General features: G+C 60.9%; 17 protein-coding genes and 1 pseudogene. 13 read left to right on the top strand and 5 right to left on the bottom strand.

Annotated elements, in window-relative coordinates; translation table 11 throughout:
• The first annotated feature begins 242 nt into the window (after positions 1-242).
• Genes BH682_RS33250 through BH682_RS33235 form a run of 4 tightly spaced genes read left to right on the top strand, consistent with a single transcriptional unit; the run spans position 243 to position 3,454 of the window.
• Positions 243-479, top strand: a complete 237-nt coding sequence (locus BH682_RS33250; RefSeq protein WP_042445813.1) for a YlcI/YnfO family protein — start codon at positions 243-245, stop codon at positions 477-479.
• On the top strand, positions 479-778 hold the full coding sequence (locus BH682_RS33245) for a type II toxin-antitoxin system PemK/MazF family toxin (RefSeq protein WP_064444974.1): 300 nt from the start codon (positions 479-481) through the stop codon (positions 776-778). The genes BH682_RS33250 and BH682_RS33245 overlap by 1 nt, the downstream gene beginning before the upstream one ends.
• 28 nt (positions 779-806) lie before the next feature.
• Positions 807-2,657, top strand: a complete 1,851-nt coding sequence (locus BH682_RS33240; RefSeq protein WP_075836257.1) for a hypothetical protein — start codon at positions 807-809, stop codon at positions 2,655-2,657.
• Positions 2,657-3,454 (top strand): hypothetical protein, encoded by a 798-nt coding sequence (locus tag BH682_RS33235; protein WP_064688352.1) that lies wholly within the window; start codon positions 2,657-2,659, stop codon positions 3,452-3,454. Before BH682_RS33240 ends, BH682_RS33235 begins: the two co-directional genes overlap by 1 nt.
• Before the next feature lie 127 nt (positions 3,455-3,581).
• On the opposite strand, the gene BH682_RS33230 is transcribed toward BH682_RS33235, so the two are convergent.
• Positions 3,582-4,652 (bottom strand): PDDEXK nuclease domain-containing protein, encoded by a 1,071-nt coding sequence (locus BH682_RS33230; protein ID WP_075835789.1) that lies wholly within the window; start codon positions 4,650-4,652, stop codon positions 3,582-3,584.
• A gap of 300 nt (positions 4,653-4,952) precedes the next feature.
• On the opposite strand from BH682_RS33230, the gene BH682_RS33225 reads away from it, so the two are divergent.
• The 8 genes from BH682_RS33225 to BH682_RS33190 all read left to right on the top strand — a co-directional run bounded on the left by BH682_RS33225 (position 4,953) and on the right by BH682_RS33190 (position 14,354).
• On the top strand, positions 4,953-6,905 hold the full coding sequence (locus BH682_RS33225; protein WP_232354280.1) for a cutinase family protein: 1,953 nt from the start codon (positions 4,953-4,955) through the stop codon (positions 6,903-6,905).
• A gap of 305 nt (positions 6,906-7,210) precedes the next feature.
• Positions 7,211-7,717: a 2Fe-2S iron-sulfur cluster-binding protein gene (locus tag BH682_RS33220; protein ID WP_029256721.1), complete on the top strand. Its 507-nt coding sequence runs from the start codon at positions 7,211-7,213 to the stop codon at positions 7,715-7,717.
• A complete protein-coding gene (locus BH682_RS33215; RefSeq protein ID WP_191908629.1) occupies positions 7,714-8,706 on the top strand; it encodes an FAD binding domain-containing protein in 993 nt (330 codons plus the stop codon). Before BH682_RS33220 ends, BH682_RS33215 begins: the two co-directional genes overlap by 4 nt.
• On the top strand, positions 8,706-10,826 hold the full coding sequence (locus tag BH682_RS33210; RefSeq protein WP_075836253.1) for a xanthine dehydrogenase family protein molybdopterin-binding subunit: 2,121 nt from the start codon (positions 8,706-8,708) through the stop codon (positions 10,824-10,826). Before BH682_RS33215 ends, BH682_RS33210 begins: the two co-directional genes overlap by 1 nt.
• 260 nt (positions 10,827-11,086) lie before the next feature.
• On the top strand, positions 11,087-11,917 hold the full coding sequence (locus BH682_RS33205; RefSeq protein ID WP_232354271.1) for an FUSC family protein: 831 nt from the start codon (positions 11,087-11,089) through the stop codon (positions 11,915-11,917).
• A 51-nt stretch (positions 11,918-11,968) separates the two neighbouring features.
• Positions 11,969-13,477 (top strand): YhjD/YihY/BrkB family envelope integrity protein, encoded by a 1,509-nt coding sequence (locus tag BH682_RS33200; protein ID WP_075836251.1) that lies wholly within the window; start codon positions 11,969-11,971, stop codon positions 13,475-13,477.
• Positions 13,474-13,719: a hypothetical protein gene (locus BH682_RS33195; RefSeq protein WP_075836249.1), complete on the top strand. Its 246-nt coding sequence runs from the start codon at positions 13,474-13,476 to the stop codon at positions 13,717-13,719. Before BH682_RS33200 ends, BH682_RS33195 begins: the two co-directional genes overlap by 4 nt.
• Positions 13,720-14,027: 308 nt before the next feature.
• The gene (locus BH682_RS33190; RefSeq protein WP_075836247.1) at positions 14,028-14,354 is read left to right on the top strand and encodes a hypothetical protein; all 327 of its coding nucleotides are present in this window, start codon (positions 14,028-14,030) and stop codon (positions 14,352-14,354) included.
• A gap of 150 nt (positions 14,355-14,504) precedes the next feature.
• Here the strand turns inward: BH682_RS33190 and BH682_RS33185 are convergent.
• From BH682_RS33185 to BH682_RS33170, 3 genes and pseudogenes are all read right to left on the bottom strand, one after another.
• A pseudogene (locus tag BH682_RS33185) lies at positions 14,505-15,280 on the bottom strand (SigB/SigF/SigG family RNA polymerase sigma factor).
• Between the two features lie 169 nt (positions 15,281-15,449).
• Positions 15,450-15,680, bottom strand: a complete 231-nt coding sequence (locus BH682_RS33180; protein ID WP_075836245.1) for a hypothetical protein — start codon at positions 15,678-15,680, stop codon at positions 15,450-15,452.
• Between the two features lie 929 nt (positions 15,681-16,609).
• A complete protein-coding gene (locus BH682_RS33170) occupies positions 16,610-17,344 on the bottom strand; it encodes an IS6 family transposase (RefSeq protein WP_075836243.1) in 735 nt (244 codons plus the stop codon).
• 177 nt (positions 17,345-17,521) lie between these two features.
• On the opposite strand from BH682_RS33170, the gene BH682_RS33165 reads away from it, so the two are divergent.
• The gene (locus BH682_RS33165; RefSeq protein ID WP_070160344.1) at positions 17,522-17,770 is read left to right on the top strand and encodes a hypothetical protein; all 249 of its coding nucleotides are present in this window, start codon (positions 17,522-17,524) and stop codon (positions 17,768-17,770) included.
• A gap of 86 nt (positions 17,771-17,856) precedes the next feature.
• Here BH682_RS33165 and BH682_RS33160 read toward each other — a convergent pair whose 3' ends face one another.
• A complete protein-coding gene (locus tag BH682_RS33160) occupies positions 17,857-18,216 on the bottom strand; it encodes a histone-like nucleoid-structuring protein Lsr2 (RefSeq protein ID WP_075836241.1) in 360 nt (119 codons plus the stop codon).
• Positions 18,217-18,224: the final 8 nt, after the last annotated feature.

The following is an 18,224-nucleotide window of genomic DNA, read 5'->3' as shown; positions in this document are numbered from 1 at the left end:
ACAACGTGCCAGGCATCGAGCGTCGAATCCTCGAAGGCTTTGTCTCACGCCGAATCTTTCAGCAATAGCGATCCGCGCCGCGCCGACGTGAAGACGTGACCATCGACGGGACCGTGGGAAGGGGTGCCGCACTAGGGCCTCTGAGCACTTCATCGACTCTTGCCTCCCGTTGAAATGATCGGTTCCTCAACTCGCACACGATCGCGGTACCAAAACGAATCCCACTTCGGTACCATAGACATATGAGCACGCAGATCGCGGTACGACTACCGGACGAGATCGTGGCATTTCTCGACGACGAAATCAGAGAACAGCGCGCCACCTCGCGAGCCTCGGTAGTGTTGCGCGCTCTCGAACGCGAGCGTCGCCGACAGATCGCCGCACGTGACGCGGAGATTCTCGCGAACGCCACATCCGAACATGACCTGAGTTCTCTCGCTCACCACGCCGCCAATCCGCAGTCAACAGGCCTGAGCTGATGCGACCAATTCACGAAGCCGACCTCGACACAGTCCGCCCGGTCCTCGTACTCACCCGACAGGTGGTCCGTCCACACCTCGGGACCGTCACGGTAGCGCCCATCACCGACGAGATCCGAGGACTGTCCACTGAGGTGTCCGTCAGTGCCGCGAACGGACTATCCGCCGACGCGGTGGTCAGTTGCGATCACATCACCACCATTCCCGTCAGTGCACTCGGCAACGTCATCGGTTATCTTCTGCCAGCACAAGAAGAATCACTGTCCATAGCCGTGCGCGCCGCATTCGATCTCGAATGAGGACGACAGTGAACGGAAAGGATGCAGCATGGCGCTGAGGAAAAGGGAGCAGTTCGCGCTATTCGAGCTCGAAATACCAGAATCCGCTACCCGTTCGGACAAAATTCCCGAGCCAGACCAGCCTGCACTGTTCGACGTTGACGACATCGCTTCTCTCGAAACGAGTTCCGACGCCGCTGAGATCCCAGCCATCGACGATATCGTCGACCCTCCGGACAAGCGCTCCAAAGACGTGGAACCCGAACCCACCCCGGCGTCCGAACGGGACGCAACCGAACCCACCGCCCTACCTCCCGCCAGCGAGGCAGCAGACGGCCACGCCGTCGTTGTCACAGCAGCCGGCACCTATACACCATCCGGCCATACACTCACCGGCCCAGTCGATTCCATCGAAAAACTCGACAAACTCATCAGATGGGCAACGCTCACCCCGCTGGGCGCACCGGCACAGATCTGGATCGTCGGAATCGAAGCCTGCGAAATGCTCGGATGGATCATCGACCCAGGCAGCGAAGACGACGTCGACGACATGGAAATCCTCCGCACACGCGCGGCCGAAGAACTCACAGCTATCCTCCACGCCACGCTGACCCCGATGCTGACCGCAGGATGGGAACTCCGCGGAGAACCCGGCCACGTCGTTCACCTCTCCCGCACCACCGGGAACTTCACGTCCATGGTCGACATTTTCATCGAACCCTACGTATGGACCTACTGGAACAAGGACTTCGGATGGGGCAATCGAGTGGGAGACATGGGGATCCTCGGATCACCCACCGCCGGAACCTACCTCCCCGACGACGACCTGCCAGCTGCACAGGAACTGGGACGCCGACTCGCCTGGTGCGCACAACACCTCGGCGTACTACCCGGCCCCACCCCAGCACGCACCGGCGCCGCCATCGTCGACAAGATCAAACGCGACCGCACCCGCAGCGGTAAAGGAATCGTCGTCACCGTCGGTGGACCCGTCCCACCACTGGACGGCGAACCCCGCGGAGATCTCGAACCTGCAGTCGGATGGACCCGCATCCCGGGCAGCGAAGAACTCTCCGACGCAACACAACTGGTATCGATAGACCAACGAGCGGCATACCTCGCTTCCGCTGGCATGCTCGAATTCGGCTACGGAAAACCTCGGCATCTTCGCGGCGAGAACGCGCTCGACGCTGCGCGGCAATCGAAAACCCCGTTCGGACTCTGGCATGTAACCCTCCCACCCGGTGACATGCTGGCACTGCCACCCGCTCTACCGTTGCCTCACCCACACATGCTCGCCGACCAACCTGTGCAAACGTGGATCACCACCGTCAGCCTCGACGCACTGCAAACCTCCATCGCAGATGGCGGAATCGGCGCAGAACTCGACGACCTCGACATCACCGAAGCATGGGTCTACCCCGAACAAGGTCGGGCCCTCGACAAGTGGGCGAAAATCTTGAGAGAAGCCCGCAAAGTTGCCGTCGACACCGGCGACACAGCAATGAAACGGTTCATCGGCGCCTGCTACAAGGGCTACATCGGCCGAATGGTCAACCCCGACATGTGGACCGCCAAACAAATGCAACACCACCACCAACCGCTCTGGCGAGCAGCGATCATCGCACACTGCCGCTGGCGAGGCCGCCGCGTCGCGATGCGCATCGCGCGCGAAACCGGCCGATGGCCACTGCGCACCGTCACCGACTCCTGGGTCTACCCCCTGCCCCCGGGCATCGATATCGCAGACGATAGTGACGCACTCGGGAAAATGACTCTGGAAAAGCACGCCCCGCTCAACGAGGACATCACTGTCATGCTGACCGACGCACGCGACACCCACGAGATCAACCTCGCACTCAAAGCTGCGTTCACCGACGAAGATGAAGGAAACATATAGTGGCCCTGCATCTTCCGAAACCGCGATCAACCAAACCTGCACAGAAAACTGTCGGCTTGGACGGCCTCAACGTATCTGTCTCGACAGCAGCGACCAGTGGTGTCGAAAAATCGAAATCAGTCAAAAGCGGGGGATTGGCCGGACTCACCAGCAAAGTCTCCGTACGCCAGATCCGTACCGAAATCGGCAAAGAAGGCCTACGGCAAGCAGCTATCGACGCCGGAAGAAAGCCCCCCTCTGACCGAACACTGCGCCGCTGGGCGCAGCAAGGACGAATCCCACACCCCGACGTCACCGAACGCGCCCAACGGCGAGCAGCCATCGAACGCCTCGGCGGAATCGATGCTGTCGCAAAGAAAATCGGCCGTTCACGATCAGCGGTCTCTCGCTACCGCTCCGGCGAAACGAACGAACTGCGCGCTGACGCGAAAAAGAAGCTCAAGAACGTCAAAGCCCGCGACATCATGGACCGCGCCGGCGTCCTGCGACCCGACGGACAACCCAAAAAGGCCACCATCCGAGTCCGTGGGGGAGTGTCCGTCCGCAACGGCTCCGAAGAAGGTTACGACTACCGAGTGCGTACCCTCGACTTCGCGAACTCCGACAGCCCCTTCAGTCTCGACGAAACACGGGAACTCGCCATGGCTTTGGCCAACGATGATCATGCCCGGGTGGTTGCGATCCTCGAACGTCACGCCACGATGGACTACCCCGAAAACAAGGGATTCGACCAGTACGGCGACACTTTCGGATTTCACTTCGATTCCATCGAATCCGTCCACATCGACTGGACATAGAACTGCCCTGCCCCTCGACGCACCGGGCAGGTCCAGGCATCGCGTTCGCAGACCCTTGTGCGAAACACCGATATCGATCTCGGCACTAGAGGATATTTCGGCCAGCTTCGGAATCGAATGGCGCCTCTCAGCCGGAGTTGTCAGGTTTGACGGGCAGTTGGGAGTCGAGTTCGGAGACCGTGGCTTCCACAGCTGCGGCGATCTCGTCGTCGGTGGGAACGAGAGCGCGAACCTGGGAGGGGAGAGTCTCATAGGTGTAGTCGGCTACGGCGAGGGGTGCAGTTGTTCCGGCAAGTGAATACCGGACGACGTTGTCGTTGCGGCCCGCGCAGAGCAAGATTCCCACAGTCGGTGCGTGGATGTCCTTGTTGCGGAGGTTGTCGTCGATCCACGAAACATAGAAGCCGAGCTTTCCGACATACTCCGGCTCGAACCTGCCTACCTTCAACTCGACGACGACGAACCTCGCTTGCACCCAGTTGAAGAACAACAGGTCGATGTAGAAATCCTGATTACCGACCTCGAAATGGTATTGGCGCCCGACAAAAGCGAACCCGTGTCCCAGTTCGAGGAGGAACTGCTCCAGACGTCGCATCAGCGCGGACTCCAGTTCCCGCTCTGCGACGCGTTCGGTGATGTCGAGAAAATCGAAGACGTACGGGTCACGCACCAACTGTTGAGCGAGATCGGAATCCTCGGCCGGAAGATGGTCCTGAAAATTCGACGGTGCCGCACCGATCCTGCGCCGTAAACCGCTGTTGATCTGATTTTGCAGTACATTGCGCGACCACCCGTGTTCAGCAGCGGCCGATGCATACCAGTCGCGGTCGGACCGGTTATCGAGTTTGTCGAGCAATACCGTCACATGACCCCACGGCAATTGGCCAACAGGTTGTTGGCCAATTGCATCGCGACCCCAGATGCTCGCCATCTGCCGCATGTACTTCAGATTGGTCCGCGATAACCCACGCATGTCGGGAAAGGCTGATCGAAGATCGACGGCGAGCCTGTCGATCACCTTTGAACCCCAGCCCTCGGCCTCCTGACGCTGCACGATTGCGTTCCCTATGTCCCAATAGAGGCTGAGCAGTTCGGTGTTGACGATTCGGGTGGCGCGCACTCGCGCTTGCCGAACGTGCGACTTGAGATGATCGAGAAGCTGGGCGTAGTCGGCGGGCAGTTCGGCTGGAGCATTCACCCATCCATCTTTACCCAGCGCTGCTGGGAACGCCCACCGGACATGCCCCACTGGACACCTCAGCTCGCAGGAACGGCGCCTCGGGCGTGGATGCGCACTAGACACGGGATCACCGGCCCTCGCGCAGCTGAGTTCTTCACAGGGCGCATTGATCGGAGTCGATCCGTCCAGCACCATGACGGCCCTCACCTGAAATCGGGCGCTTCAGACCAGTCCGCGCGCGGACAGGTACATCGTGTTCCCTGGTAGAGAAAGGTTCTCATGCCGTTCCTAGGTTCGACCATCCACCGTCCGGTATGCATGCTGATGACGGCAACAGTCGTCGCAGCCTCCATCGCTTTGATGTCGCCGGGCATCGCGTCCGCCCAATCAAACGGATGCTCGAAGACTTTCAACCTGTTCATCCCCGGAACCTGGGAAACCGCAGAAGACGCCGATCCCTCGATCCCGGTCGGTATGCTCAAACCGATCGCCCACAGCATCGCGGACACGAACGGTAGCGCGGCACAGCTCCACACTCTGCCGTACATGGCCCGAGCCTTCGACAACGGAAAAACATACGCAGACAGCAAATCTGATGGTTTGGCGAGGGCGAAGGACGTGATCTCCGAGATCGCAACGAAATGCTCCGACACCAAATTCACCATCACCGGCTATTCCCAGGGCGCGGACATCGCAGGTGATCTTGCCTCTGAAATCGGCAACGGCTCCGGCCCCCTCAAGGCAGAGCAAGTCCTCGCGGTCGGGCTTCTCGCCGATCCCGGTTCCGGAACGAACGGCGAAGCAGTCATCGGCCCGAAGCCGTCAGGAAAGGGGATCGCCGATCCGCGGCCGCAGGGCATGGGGAAGCTCTCGGGCCGGGTCGCGTCGATCTGCGATCCGAAAGACCTCTACTGCTCGATCCAAAAAGGTTCGAGCCCGCTGCTCGGATCGCTGGGTTCGGTGCTCACCAAAGCTCCGAGTGCTGGAGTTGACGGCCAGGTAGGCGACAATTCACACCTGGCCACCGCGCTGGCGTCGGATTTCTCCCAAGCCGACCTTCCCAGCCTCGCCACAGCCACTGGCAATCTGACCAGTGAACTCTCGAAGACGGACGGCACAGTCGACCTCGAGAAGGTCGCCTCCAGCGCGACAACTCTGGCGAACACCATCAGTCCGCTCGCGGAACTACTCGGCTCCGGTGCCGCCAATCCTGCGGCGAACGGGCAGCTCGCTGCAGCTCCCGCCGGAACAGCCGAAAATAATGCCGGCCACGTTCTAGACAAGGCCGGAGAATCTGATCTCAGCAGTGCGCTCTCGACAGTGACCGCGATCGCCGACACCGCGAGCACGCTCGCCAGCAAGGGCTCCACGACGCTGCCGGCTTCATCTCCGGACCTGACCTCCCTGTCGACCGCTGCTGGCACCCTCGACAGTCAGATCGCCCCGCTCGCCACGACACCGAGTGACGTCCTCGGATCTGCCTCCGGAGTCCTCTCCTTACTCAAACCCACAGTGGTCGTCAACCAAGTCCTGGGCGTCGCCACCGCCTTCACCTCCCTGGATATGCCTGCGATCCTGGCGAACCTGAACCTTCTTCCGCAGAAGGTCGCCGCGCTCGACGCCCACGGTGCCCACAAGGTCGCAGGGGATCTGAACAACCAGTTCTCCCCATTGGTGAAGATGGCCGCGGGTATCGATCTGAAATGGGTCTCACAGATTCTGTCGGCAATCCCGGATCCGTCCGGCTACTCAAAGGTCGCGGCGCTCGTCGCGTCGATCCTGGGAGGAGTCGACATCATCAACCTGGCAAACCTCGTCGGCCGGGTGCAGGAAATCGCTTGGGCCGCAGTCGAGAAGCTGCTCCCACCGCCAGGACAGCTCCCCGACCCGCTCGGGGCCGGAGCCGCCATGACCGGACTCGTCCCAGTCGGACTCGAACTCGCTACGGTCGCGGTCAACATGCTCGCCGGCAAAGCTACGAAGACTGATCCGACATTGCTCGGCAAGCAAGCCTCGACGGCCGCGACCACCAATTCCGCTCAGACACAGAATCTGGAACTCTCAGCACTGGCTAATTCGTTGACCGCCATGGCCAGTGCACAAGGCGCCAACGACCTTGCATCCTTGATAGCGGAGGGGCTCGACGCAGCGTCCTTCTTCGCCTCCGGGGCACACCAGAACTACAACTCTCTCGTCGTCGACAACGCTGGCCGCAACGCGATCCAGTGGATCTCGGACTGGCTCAATCTGCAGATCGGACGCGCAGCATGAGCCGGTAACCCGCCCGCACTCCGACATTTCGAAGAAAAGAATCTAACGATCGGCCCCTCCTGGAGGGGCGGGCCCGCGTGGTCAGCCCCCACCGCCGATCGAACCCACCTCCCCAATCTGACGAAGTAGCACATGTCCCAGATGGGGGAGACCGCGATACTGCCGAAGCGGGTGAGGTCGCTGTAGCGGCGGTGTGTACGAGTGCGATCTAGTCGCGATCTTGCAAACGCCGCCTCGTCAGATCGTGACGCTACCCGTTTGAGTAATCCGGAGCTGGGTAGGTGCTCGTCATGGAGTCTTCGCGAATCGATGCTGAGATCACGTTGATGGTAGACGGCAGCAGCCACACCCTGACGGTCGACACTCGAACCACGCTGCTCGACGCGCTGCGGGATCGCCTCGGCGTGACGTCCCCGAAGAAGGGTTGTGACCACGGGCAGTGCGGATCGTGCACGATCCTCCTCGACGGGCGGCGCGCTGTTACGTGTTTGACGTTCGCAGTGGCACAGGACGGCGCACAGATCACCACGGCAAACGGTTTGGCGGGCCACGACGGTCTGCATGCCGTACAACAAGCCTTTCTCGACCAGGATGCGCTCCAGTGCGGGTACTGCACCCCGGGACAGGTGTGCTCGGCAGTGGGGATGCTCGACGAGGTGAAGGCCGGGCACCCCAGTCATGTCACGGAGGACCTCGATGCTGACCCGGATCTGGACGACGCCGAGATTCGAGAACGCATGAGCGGGAATCTCTGTCGCTGTGCTGCGTACGGCAACATCGTCGCAGCGATTCGACAGGTAGTGCAGTCGTGATGCCGTTCGAGTACCGACGCGCCGAGGATGTCGACGGCGCGTTGGCCCTGGTGACTGAAAACCCCGGCGCCGCCTTTCTCGGAGGCGGTACGAATCTGGTCGACCGTATGAAACTCGGCGTGACCAACCCGCGCATGGTGATCGATGTAAGTCGGCTGCCCCTCGCCGGAGTGGAGATGCTCCCGGATGGAGGAGTCCGCATCGGCGCGACAGTTCGAAACAGCGATCTCGCAGCCCACCCCGTCATCCGCCGCCGATACGCGGTGCTTGCTCGCGCTCTCCTGGCCGGAGCTTCAGGGCAGCTTCGTAATGCCGCGACAACAGCCGGCAATCTGATGCAAGCTACCCGCTGCGTCTACTTCCAGGACGTGACAACTCCGTGCAACAAGCGGGAACCCGGATCTGGTTGCTCCGCCGTCGGCGGCTACGTGCGCTACCACGCAATCCTGGGGGCTTCCGACAAATGCATCGCCGTGCACCCGTCCGACATGGCGGTCGCGCTGGCTGCGTTGGACGCCGTGGTCGTCGTAAGGGACCGCCGTGGCGAGCACAACATTCCTGTCAACGAATTCTACCGTCTCCCTGGAGATTCACCGGAACATGACACAGTTCTGAAACCCGACCAGTTGATCGTTGCAGTGGAGCTGCCCGTGCCTGCACCGGCGGCGCTGTCGACGTACGTCAAGACACGCGATCGCGCCTCCTTCGCTTTCGCTCTGGTTTCGGTTGCCGCTGAGGTCGAACTCGAAAACGGTATTGTCGCGGGCGCCCGAATCGCCATCGGAGGCGTGGCGCACCGCCCCTGGCGCGCGTACAAGGCGGAAGAGGTCTTGCTGGGATCCCCGCCTACCGAGGAAGTGTTCGTGCAAGCCGCAGATGCCGAGTTGGCGAACGCGAACCCACAGTCGGGCAATGCTTTCAAGATTCCCCTGACACGCGGCGTCATGGTTTCGGTGCTGAGGTCACTCACCACCGGAGGGCCGACGTGATGAGGATGATCGAACCGGGCTACCTGGGAAATCCGATGGAGCGTCTCGACGGGTCCGCGAAGGTCACGGGGACGGCGCTCTACGCGTTCGAACATCCCGTGGAGAATCCCACCTACCTGCACGCCGTCCAGGCGACGGTTGCGCGTGGCCGCGTTGTCAGCATGAAAACGGAACTGGCAGAGGAACTTCAGGGTGTCGTCGCCGTGATCACCGTTTTCGATGCCCCACGCTTGGCGGATACCGAAGACCGAGAGCTGTCCGTACTCCAGGACCCAGCCGTCCACTTTCGCGGACAATTCATCGGTGCTGTGATTGCCGAAACACCCGAGACAGCCCGTCATGCAGCCGGGTTGGTACAAGTCGAGTACGACGAACTCCCTCATGATTGTGAGCTACGAGCCGATCGCGACGACCTCTACGCCCCGGAGGACGTCAACGGATTCGCGACCGACACGACCGACGGCGATGTCGAGTCGGCATTCGTGGCTGCGGATGTGACGATAGATCAGACCTACACCACTCCACTCGAACACAACAATCCGATGGAACCGCACGCCTGCATTGCAATCTGGGAGGACGACGCCGAGGGTGGGCGGGCGTGCGTCACCCTGTACGACTCTACTCAGGGCGTTCATGTCGTTCGCGAGACCCTGGCGCCCATGTTCGGGCTCGAACTCGAGCAGATGCGAGTCGTGGCGCCACATGTCGGCGGAGGGTTCGGTTCGAAGGGATCACCTCACGCGCACAACGTATTAGCGATTCTTGCTGCCCGCAGGACGGCGGGGCGACCTGTCAAGTTCGCGCTCACGCGGCAGCAGATGTTCGCGATCGTCGGATACCGCACATCCACCATTCAGCACCTGCGCCTCGGTGCGAACTCCCACGGTCTTCTGACGGCGATGTCCCACGACGTAATCGAGCAAACGTCGAAGATCAAAGAATACGCGGAACAGACTGCTGTTGCCACCCGGATCATGTACGCCACACCTAATCGCTCTACCTCTCACCGGGTTGCAGCCCTCGATGTTGCAGTCCCGTTCTGGATGCGTGCCCCGGGCGAGACTCCGGGTATGTATGCGGTCGAGGTAGCGATGGACGAGCTTGCCGTAGCTTGTGGCCTCGACCCGATCGAACTTCGTGTTCGGAACGAACCCGAAGTGGATCCGGAGAGCGGAAAATCTTGGTCAGGGCGGAATTTGATCGACTGCATGTACGCAGGCGCGGAGAGATTCGGGTGGAAAGATCGGAGTCGGGGTGATGGACGACGTCCGGTGCGTGGTGGTCTCAGTCCGGACGGCAACTGGATGGTGGGTACCGGCATGGCAGCGGCAACCTATCCGGCAATGACGAACCCCGGTTCGAAAGCGCGCATCGTCTTCGGAGCCGATCGAATTTACACTGTTCAGATCGGGGCGGCCGACATTGGCACGGGAACCTGGACCGCTCTGACTCAGATCGCCGCCGATGCTCTCGAATGCCACATAGAGGAAGTTCGGCTCCAAATCGGCGACACCACATTCCCTTTCGCCACAGTTGCCGGTGGCTCCGCCGGTATCTCGTCGTGGGGCTCTACTATCGTCGCGGCTGCCCGTCAGTTCCGCGCGGAACACAGCGCCACTCCCCTTGCCGGCGTGGAGACGACAACTGAGACGCCGGAGAATCCGGACGAGGACGTTTACTCCATGCATTCATTCGGTGCTCATTTCGTGGAAGCGCGCGTACATCGCGAGACCGGCGAGATCAGGATCCCCCGGATGCTCGGTGCATTCTCGATCGGACGCGCAATCAATGCAAAAACGCTTCGCTCACAGCTCATCGGAGGAATGACGATGGGATTGTCGATGGCGTTGCACGAGGAAAGCTTCCGGGACAACAGGTTCGGCCACGTGATGACTCACGACTTGGCGAGCTACCACATCAGCACAAACGCGGATGTGCAAGACATCGAAGCCTTCTGGCTCGACGAGACTGACGCACACGTCAACCCGATGGGATCGCGGGGCGCCGGCGAGATCGGGATCGTCGGGGCAGCAGCCGCTGTTGTCAATGCTATCTACGATGCTACCGGTGTGCGGGTACGCGACTTGCCGGTAACAGCGGACAAGGTCCTGTTCAGATGAGTCTTCGGACGACCGTAGAAGGTTAAGGAGCAAGCAATTCTCGAGCATCCCCTCATTCAGCGATGTGAAAGCATAGGCTTGATCACAGCTCTGAAAGGCGCAGTCGCCGTAGTCATCGCGTGGGTGATCGCGAACAGCGTCTTTCATAGCCCTGAAGCATTTCTCGCTCCGTACGCTGCACTCTTCATCATCGGGAACACCGTACGGAACTCGATGCGGGTGGCCGCCCGCCGGTCAGTGTGGTCGTCCTCGGAGTTGTTGTGGCCGCCGTCGCGGCGGTGACCCTTCCGACCGTCGCTGCATTGGCCATCGCAACGGGTACAGGAATACTCGTCGGCCGCATTCCGCGGTTGTCGCCTGACGGGATTTGGGTCGCCGTCACCGCCGTATTGGTCCTTCTGTACGGAACAGCAACCAACCCGTACTTGGTGATGCACCGCATTGGTGACGTAGTGCTCGGAGTATTCGTGGGCATCGCGGTCAATGCCGTGTTGGTGCCGCCGGACTATCTCTCCGACGCCAGAGACCTCTTGGTGGCACGTACGCATGAAGTCGCGGACATTCTCCGACAGATGGCCGCGGACGTGAAAGCCAGTGCTGGAACACAGGGTTCATGGCGTCAACGCGCTCTGTCGGTGAACAAATCCGTTGCCGCGGAGACCGCGGTGATGGACGGTGAAGCCAGCCTGGTCGGAAACTTTCGCAAACGTGGGTGGTTGCGTATAGGAGGATCCGAGTTGTTTCGCCCGGCCGCCGAAGCACTCGATCGAGCAGCGCTACATCTCATGGGCCTGATCCTTGCCGTCGAGGACGGCGATTTCAACGAGAACGGGAGTTTGCAAAGTGCCGTCTCGGAGTTGCTCGAAGCGATGGCCATAGCCTTTGCCGATGCGGGAAGAGGTCCGGTGCACGACCCTACCGACCATCGTTCCGTCACGACCTTGCCCCTTGCCCGTGAAAGATTGACCGCACTCGAAAAGCTCGTGCAGCAGGGAACAGTCACAACGTCCGTCGCACCTTCGATAGTTCTCTCCAGCCGTGGGTTACTTGCGGCGCTCGCTGTCCTCGATCGAGAGGAGTACGGAAGCTAGGGGAGTCTCGACCGAGTTTCGACACCCGGCTCACTGGGTAGCAACTCGGGCATGGTGACACACACGGTTGATGCGGACGACGCGCGTAAGCCTTCCGATCCGACCGACCTGACGGCGCAGTCGTGGAAGTTCGTAGCACGACGTTCTGCCCGAGAGTTCACTCGCGATCAGTGCACCGATCTGGCGGCGGCTTTGACGTACTACGCTGTGCTGTCACTGTTCCCGGCGCTTCTGGCGCTGGTGTCCCTGCTGGGAGTTGTCGGCCAGGGGCGTGCCAGTGTGGACACGGTGATGGAACTGGTGGCCGCTGTCGGACCGGACTCGGCCGTGGACACGATGCGTGGCACCGTCGAACAACTGGTGGCGGCCCCTACCGCCGGTTTCGCATTGATCATCGGTCTCGCGGGTGCGTTGTGGTCGGCCTCCGGCTATGTCGGCGCATTCGGGCGAGCGATGAATCGTATGTACGAGGTGGAGGAAGGCAGGCCGGTCTGGAAACTTCGTCCTCTGCAACTGGTCGTCACCCTCGCAGGACTTCTGTTGGTTGCCGCGGTGATCTTGATGCTGGTCGTCAGCGGACCTGTCGCCAAGGCGCTGGGTGATCAGCTCGGCATCGGAGACGGCGCGGTGACGACGTGGAATATTGTGAAGTGGCCCGTCATTCTGATCTGTGTCGCGTTGGCGGTGGCGGTGCTGTATTACGTGACTCCCAATGTGCAACAGCCGAAATTTCGTTGGATCAGCGTCGGAGCAGCACTCGCTATTGCAGTGTGGATCGTGGCTTCAGTCGGATTCGCTTTCTATGTAAGTCATTTCGGTAGTTACAACAAGACGTACGGATCGTTGGCCGGGGCGGTCATCTTCCTCCTCTGGTTGTGGATCACCAATCTTGCGTTGTTGTTCGGAGCAGAAGTTGACGCGGAACTCGAACGCGGACGGCAGTTACAGGCCGGAATCGAAGCCGAAGAATTCCTGCGGCTGCCTCCTCGGGACACCAGCGTTTCGGAAAAGAACGCTCGTCTGCACGCACACGATATCGCCGCCGGTCGCGAACTTCGCGAAACGCACGGCGGCGAAGACAACGAAGGGACGTCGACCATGACCGAGCGATCCGATAGCCGGGCAACCGTTCCGAGCACCGCGCCGCCGAAAACTGTCGACACAGAGGGCGTAGACCCGCACGCACTGTCGACCGTACAACTCGTCGAGCGCCTCACCGAGCAGGTGACCGACCTCGTACGGGCCGAAATGTCGCACGCAGTAGCCGAAGTCAAGACGAAGAGCACCCGGTTCGGTGTAGGGGTCGGTATCTCCGGCGCTGGCGCACTGCTGCTGCTGTACGGCTTCGCGGTACTTCTGGCGGCAGCAGTACTCGGATTGGCCACAACCCTCGAACCTTGGCTTGCAGCTCTGATCATCGCGGCAATCGTGATCGCCATCGGAGCAATAACCGCACTCGTGGGAGCCAAACGAGCGAAGTCCGCGGCGCCACCACTTCCGGAAGAGACCGTCGAAAGCGTCAAAGCTGACATCGCTACTGCCAAGAAGGACGTGAAATGAGCACTACCGCAGACGGACCCGACGAGAATGTTCGAGCCCAACGTGAGGCTCTAGCCGCAACCGTAGGCGCACTCGCCGAGAAGGCCGACGTACCGGCCCGAGTCAAGGGCGAGGTGTCGCGTGACGTGGAACGGGTAAGGCAGCGGCCTGCAGCCGTCGCGGCGGCGTTCGGTCTCTTAGTGGTGTTCGTACTTGTCCTCCGCCGCCGCAGGCAGCGTTCCCGCCTCACCACGCACAAATAGCGAGCGCCGTCGACGTTTGCGGCAACGATCGGCTCGATGTCCCGGATTCGAACAAGATTCCAACGATGAAGCTCCTTGCAATTGTCCCGTTCGAAGCTTCGGCGAGCTATCTCCGTCTTCGATAGGTTCGCGACCTACGTCGGTGCACGGACCTCGCAGGGATGGTTCTTCGTAGTGTGCATGGTGTGCTGGTGTGACAGTCCCAGCGCCGGAAAATCCGGCTCTCAGCACTCGCAACGGAGTTAGTGGAAACATTTCCCAAGCGGTGAACGCGGGGCGTGTATCTCGGCAGGGCAGAGGAGGATGCGGTGGACTGGTTCGTATCGGTGTGGGACGAGGACATGGGCGTTCATGTGTACCGCGGCGGTGAAGGATTTGATCGAGCGTCGGTGATCGAGCAGGTGCTCGCTGCGGGTCGGGTGATCGCGCGCCGTCAGGATGATTCGGTGGTCGGTACGGTCGGCAAGGTGGTCATCGACGGCATGCCTGTGGATGCAATTCCTTTCGGGGACAACGGTATCGGTGACGATGAACTTCGCTGGCTGATCGGTGCCCAGTTCGACCGCGTCCGAGCAGGAATCGACGCAGCCCACACGGCCTCCCGTCCACGGCAATCGGGCCCTCCTCGTATCTGAGGGGTCCGCCGGGCCAGAGTGGGGGTGCATTGTCCGGCGGACCGACCACAACCTCCCCGTCGGAGGGGTATTCCAAACATCCGCATCGTCATTGCGGATGTGTCAGCGCGTCAGTGTGGGGATTTGAAAGGTAAGGCCTGGCTGCAAGGTTCAGCTGAGTTTTCCGAGTTCGGCACGTAATGTTTTCAGCGACTGGGTCAGTAATCGGGAGACGTGCATTTGGGAGATGCCGACTTTCTCCGCGATCTCCGCTTGAGTAAGTCCGCCGAAGAATCGGTACAGCAGGATAATCCGTTCTCGTTCGGGGAGAGCGAGTAGCGCGGGACGGAGAGTTTCATGGTTGTCGATGCCGTCAAGTGCGGCGTCAAAGTCGCCGAGAGTGTCCCCCGATGGACCGTCCGTCGCCGACTGTTTTCGCTTCGAGGGAGGCTGCTTGGTAGGAGTCGCCGGCGGCGGCGATCTGTCCGACCTCGGAGGGTTCGACGCCGATCTCGTGAGCGAGTTCGAAGGTGGTGGGTTCGCGTCCGAAGCTTTGAGTGAGGGGAAGTGTGCGCTTTGTTGAGTGGGAGGTAGTTCTCCTGCAGCGAGCGAGGAACCCGGACTCCCCAGCCTTTGTCCCGGAAGTATCTGCGCACTTCGCCCATCATCGTGGGGACGGCAAAGGACAGGAAGTCGCGGCCCTTGCCCAGGTCGAAGCGGTCGACGGCGTTCACCAGGCCGAGACGTGCGACCTGGACGAGGTCTTCGTGGGACTGCCCGCGTCCGCGGTACCGGGCAGCGATGTTGTCGGTAATCGGCAGACTTGACTCGATGATCTGTGTCCGGAGCCGTTCCCGTTCGGGATCGCCGTCCACCAGCGCTGTCATCTCAGCGAACAGATCGGTGAGGTGCGTGTAAGCATTGTTCTCTTTCGGGGCAGCGCTCATGAGCTCGCAGGGAGAGCTTTCTCCAAGGTGATCGTCACAGATCGGTCGCCGGTAGGGGCCGCTGCTGGTGTTTGTTCAAGCATGACGTCATCGACCAACGTCCGCAGAAAGAGCCAACCGAACGACGAAGTGCTGGCGTCGACCAGAGACGATGTCGTTGCAGCGAGGATCACTCGGAGCCGGCTCGGGCTGGTGACGGGTCAAATGTGCACAACAGTGTGCTGGAGCGGCGAGCATGACTGACGAGGGTGGTGGCGGCCTCGTCGACTGCGATGACGAGGTCGGCCAGTGCGTCCATCAAAAAGGCCGTGATGGTCGGCCGCAGCCCGTACCATGGCTCGAAGTAGACCGAGTTGATCAGGGAAAGCTGGAACCGAGAGGGACGCCGTAGACGCGGCACGCCCTGCCTGCTCAGGCGATGTCATCGGCGTTGCTCCCGTTGGGGGGTCGTGAGCATCGTATTCCCAGGTGGCGAGTGGGCACTGCACAGAATGCCCGGAGTGGCACCAGGTTATCGCACTACTGTCGGCGCGAGCGGGAGCAATGTCCAAAGACCCACATGTGCCACTTCAGGGCATGGGTCCGTTGAGTAAATGTAGGTGATCGAAGGGCGTGCGCAGGGTGGTATAGCCGTCGAATCGCCTGCTACCGTGCGCGGGCTAATCGGTGAGGTCGCCGAGTTTGTCGTGAGTGACAGACCAGGATGTCGAAGGCTCGGTCGTCGGGTGACGTCGACGTAGAAGCCGGAACTGCCGATGGTTTACGCCGGTCACCGAGTTTCCGTAGAGGCCAGGACGGGCGGGGAGACCGGATGTCCGGACGTGTGCGAGGCCGTATCTCCTGTCTGCAAATTTCTCTGCAGGATCTTGAACTGATCTTACCTCGGTGGTATACCAAATCTACGGTGTACGCGATAGATACTGAGTGGATGCGGCGCCGACTCGAACATTCGGTCACTGCCTACATGGCAGCCGATGTACGTGTAGAAATTGAAACACATTGCCTACGAGATGGTTTCGTATCGAAAACGGTGGTGGCGTGATGGAGCGATACAAGATAACGCTCGCGGACGGATCGAGCGGTGACGAGTTCTTCGAGTCGGACAACCAGGCGATTCTCGCTGCAACCGCCGCCAACGGCGGAACCAGTCAAGGGCTCCATGTTCAGCGCTACGACGATCGTGGTCGATTGCTGCCCACGAAACTGCCTCCGGGCGGACATTGCGGAACCCGATGCTCTCGCGCTGGCTCTGTCAACTTAACTGAACGCAACTGGGAATCAACAGCATTCGGCCGCACTTGCGCGGATCATGTTGGTGGGACGCCGGGTTCAGACGGCGGCTGGTACGCCGGTCACGTCGTACCAGGTGGTGAATCGGTCGGTCATTTCGGAGCGGTAATCGCTCGCGGTGAGCTTGTGTCGGCCTGGCCGGAAGTGCGGCGAGATCGCACTGAACGCCGCCAGGAACCGTTGTGCCGCACCTGGTAAGCGGAAGAACTTCATCGCCCGTTCACGCTGCCTGGTGGGCTGGTGCGAGCTTTCGGCCCGGTTGTTGAGATACTTCGAGCGCCGATGTTCGACCGATGGCATCAACTCTCGATGCGCCACAACGTAACTGGCGAGCTTGTCGGTCACCAGCACCCTCGGAACCCGGGTATGCTTGCGCATCAGCTTGCCGAAGAAGCGTTTCGCCGCCTTCGCGTTGCGTCGGGACTGGACCAGAACATCGAGGACAGTGCCGTCCTGATCGACCGCCCGCCACAGGTAGTGTCGGATGCCACCGATCTTGACGAACACCTCGTCCAAATACCATGTGTCGCCGGGTTCGGGAGCGCGTCGGCGCAGGCCACGTGCATATTCGGGTCCGAACTTCGCGCACCACGTGCGAATCGTCTCGTGCGAGACGACGATGCCGCGGGCGAGCATCAACTCCTCGACGTCGCGCAAGCTCAACGTGAACCGATAGTACAGCCACACACAGTGCGCGATGATCTCCGCGGGATAGCGGTGCCGTTTATACGGCGACCGCGTCGAATCCACCCGCGTTTCGTCTCCACGACTCATCCGACAATCATCCCTGACTGACGGCCCGGTTAAGTTGACGAGGCCGATCCGATCTTCTGGGGTTGATCCGTTATCGTCGGTGATGCGTTGACCTGTTGAGACCAAGACCGTAATGGAAACATCCGCGATCGTTGGGTGAGGAGATGGGTCGGCGGGTCCTCTGCCAGAATATGGACTATGCCCGATTCTGACGCTCACTCCACAGATCCCATCACAGTCGGGTCCCGGGTCATTGTGATCCGGACCCCTGGATTAGAGCCCAGCGATACCGAACTGCAGGTCGGTATCGTGGTCGAGGACTTCGCCGACACCGTCATCGACGACACTGACCTGGGTCGGGATTGGGCACCGGCGCTGCGGTGGGCGATAGCCCTCGACGACGGGCGTTTGGTATTCGCCGCCGAGGACGGTCTCGAGCTCGCCTGATCTGTCCGTCTCGCGGGCCAGAATTACGAGTTACAGGTCCGCGACTCATAGATGTCGACGAAAGACGACGATGCTACCCTCAAGGCTCAGTGAACGGCGTCGAAAGCATCGATCACGTCTGCTTTGATCCGCCCGCGTAGGGAGACTTCGAAGCCGTTCTTGCCGGTCCAGTCACGGATCGCTTTCAATTGTTCGGCTGATCGACCGGAGCCTGACGGCTTAATCGCAGTCGAGGTTTTCGCACGAGCTTTGCCTTCCGTGGGGACTTTCTCCGCAACCTTTACGTACGGGACGAATACAGCCTCGATCTTGTCGGCGTTGGTAGGCCGAAGATCGATCCGATAATCGGCGCCCTGATAAGAAAAAGTGACCTCGCGCCCCAACCCTGCGTCGATCGGCTTTCCGTCGAGATCGTCGATGAGTTGGCGAATAAATATCTCAGCCACAGCAATCC

The sequence above is a fragment of the Rhodococcus sp. YL-1 genome, assembly GCF_001942025.1.
In the GTDB taxonomy this organism is placed as follows: Bacteria; Actinomycetota; Actinomycetes; order Mycobacteriales; family Mycobacteriaceae; genus Rhodococcus_F; species Rhodococcus_F qingshengii.
This window is presented reverse-complemented; position numbering and strand designations above follow the sequence as displayed.

Excerpts from the sequence above, each read along its gene's own strand:
- BH682_RS33225 (WP_232354280.1), top strand. The coding sequence starts at position 4,953 with ATGCTGATGACGGCAACAGTCGTCGCAGCCTCCATCGCTTTGATGTCG.
- BH682_RS33240 (WP_075836257.1), top strand. The coding sequence starts at position 807 with ATGGCGCTGAGGAAAAGGGAGCAGTTCGCGCTATTCGAGCTCGAAATA.
- BH682_RS33170 (WP_075836243.1), bottom strand. The coding sequence starts at position 17,344 with ATGAGTCGTGGAGACGAAACGCGGGTGGATTCGACGCGGTCGCCGTAT.
- BH682_RS33165 (WP_070160344.1), top strand. The coding sequence starts at position 17,522 with ATGCCCGATTCTGACGCTCACTCCACAGATCCCATCACAGTCGGGTCC.
- BH682_RS33250 (WP_042445813.1), top strand. The coding sequence starts at position 243 with ATGAGCACGCAGATCGCGGTACGACTACCGGACGAGATCGTGGCATTT.
- BH682_RS33195 (WP_075836249.1), top strand. The coding sequence starts at position 13,474 with ATGAGCACTACCGCAGACGGACCCGACGAGAATGTTCGAGCCCAACGT.
- BH682_RS33200 (WP_075836251.1), top strand. The coding sequence starts at position 11,969 with ATGGTGACACACACGGTTGATGCGGACGACGCGCGTAAGCCTTCCGAT.
- BH682_RS33245 (WP_064444974.1), top strand. The coding sequence starts at position 479 with ATGCGACCAATTCACGAAGCCGACCTCGACACAGTCCGCCCGGTCCTC.
- BH682_RS33210 (WP_075836253.1), top strand. The coding sequence starts at position 8,706 with ATGAGGATGATCGAACCGGGCTACCTGGGAAATCCGATGGAGCGTCTC.